Origin of the sequence: Mycobacterium sp. 852002-51163_SCH5372311 (assembly GCF_001667115.1) — a bacterium.
Taxonomy (GTDB): Bacteria; Actinomycetota; Actinomycetes; order Mycobacteriales; family Mycobacteriaceae; genus Mycobacterium.
In genome coordinates, this window is record NZ_LZIJ01000060.1 from 1 (window position 1) to 1,430 (window position 1,430).

Below are 1,430 nucleotides of genomic sequence, written 5' to 3' on the forward strand. Positions count from 1 at the left end.
GGGTTGCGTCCAGCAGAGTGGTGTACGAGTCGGGGCCCTGATCATCGGTACCGGCGTGTCGTAGCCGAGTGATTGAAGGTCATCGCGTGATTCTTCGAGAGACCGTCCAAAGTCACTCGAGCAAAGGAATCGACGCGATGACCACTGCCCACGATATCGACCTGCCTACCGTGTTGGCCGAACGACTCACCACCTGCCACCCCGACGTGCTGCGCGAGTTGCTGGCCACGTTCATCCACACCTTGATGGGCGCGGAAGCCGACGCCCTGTGCGGTGCTGGGTATGGGCAACGCAGCATTGAGCGGACCAATCAACGTAATGGCTATCGTCGCCGCGAGTTCGATACCCGGACAGGCACATTGGATCTCGCGATCCCCAAACTACGACATGGCTCGTATTTCCCGGACTGGCTGCTGGAGCGCCGCAAACGCGCCGAGCGGGCGCTGACCACCGTGGTGGCCACGTGCTACCTGCTGGGGGTCTCGACGCGGCGGATGGACAAGCTCGTCGAGACCCTCGGGATCACCAGCCTGTCAAAGTCCCAAGTGTCGGTGATGGCCAAGGAGCTCGACGCAGCGGTGGAGGCGTTTCGGACCCGGCCGTTGGACGCCGGCCCATATACGTTCGTCGCTGCCGACGCGCTGGTGCTCAAGGTCCGTGAGGGTGGTCGGGTGGTCAACGTGCACACCCTGATCGCCACCGGCGTCAACTCCGACGGGTACCGCGAAATCCTGGGCGTCGACGTCACTACCGCCGAGGACGGCGCGGGCTGGCTGACCTTCCTGCGCTCGCTGACCGCCCGCGGGCTGTCCGGGGTCAAACTCGTCACCAGCGACGCGCACGCCGGACTGGTAGCCGCGATCGGGGCGACGCTGCCCGGGGCTGCCTGGCAGCGTTGCCGCACGCATTACACGACCAATCTGATGGCGCTCACACCGAAGGCGTCGTGGCCGTGGGTGCGCACACTGCTGCATTCGGTGTTCGATCAGCCCGACACACAATCTGTTGGGGCGCAATATGATCGGATCATCGAAGCGCTGTCTGACAAGCTGCCCAAAGTTGCCGAACACCTCGAAGACGCCCGCGCGGACCTGCTGGCGTTCACCGCCTTCCCAAAACAGATCTGGCGCCAGATCTGGTCGAACAACCCCCAGGAACGGCTCAACAAGGAGATTCGCCGGCGCACCGATGTCGTCGGCATCTTCCCCGACCGCCCTGCGCTGATCCGCCTCGTCGGTGCCGTGCTGGCCGAACAACACGACGAATGGGCCGAATCCCGGCGCTACCTCGGCCTGGACGTCCTGAGCAAATCACGCACCGTCGGAGACACTTCGACAGAACAGGAGGCAACCCCCGCGGCGCTTACTGCCTGAACCATCAAAACGAAGAATCACACAATGGCGTCATACACCACGTCCATGGACTTGACC

At 63.6% G+C, this 1,430-nt stretch carries 1 protein-coding gene; it reads left to right on the forward strand.

The features are described 5' to 3' along the window. Window positions 1–137 precede the first annotated feature (137 nt). On the forward strand, window positions 138–1,373 hold the full coding sequence (locus A5791_RS07600; RefSeq protein WP_067233544.1) for an IS256 family transposase: 1,236 nt from the start codon (window positions 138–140) through the stop codon (window positions 1,371–1,373). Window positions 1,374–1,430 lie beyond the last annotated feature (57 nt).

What these genes read in the sequence shown, in the direction of transcription:
- A5791_RS07600 (WP_067233544.1), top strand. Translation starts at nt 138, where the DNA reads ATGACCACTGCCCACGATATCGACCTGCCTACCGTGTTGGCCGAACGA.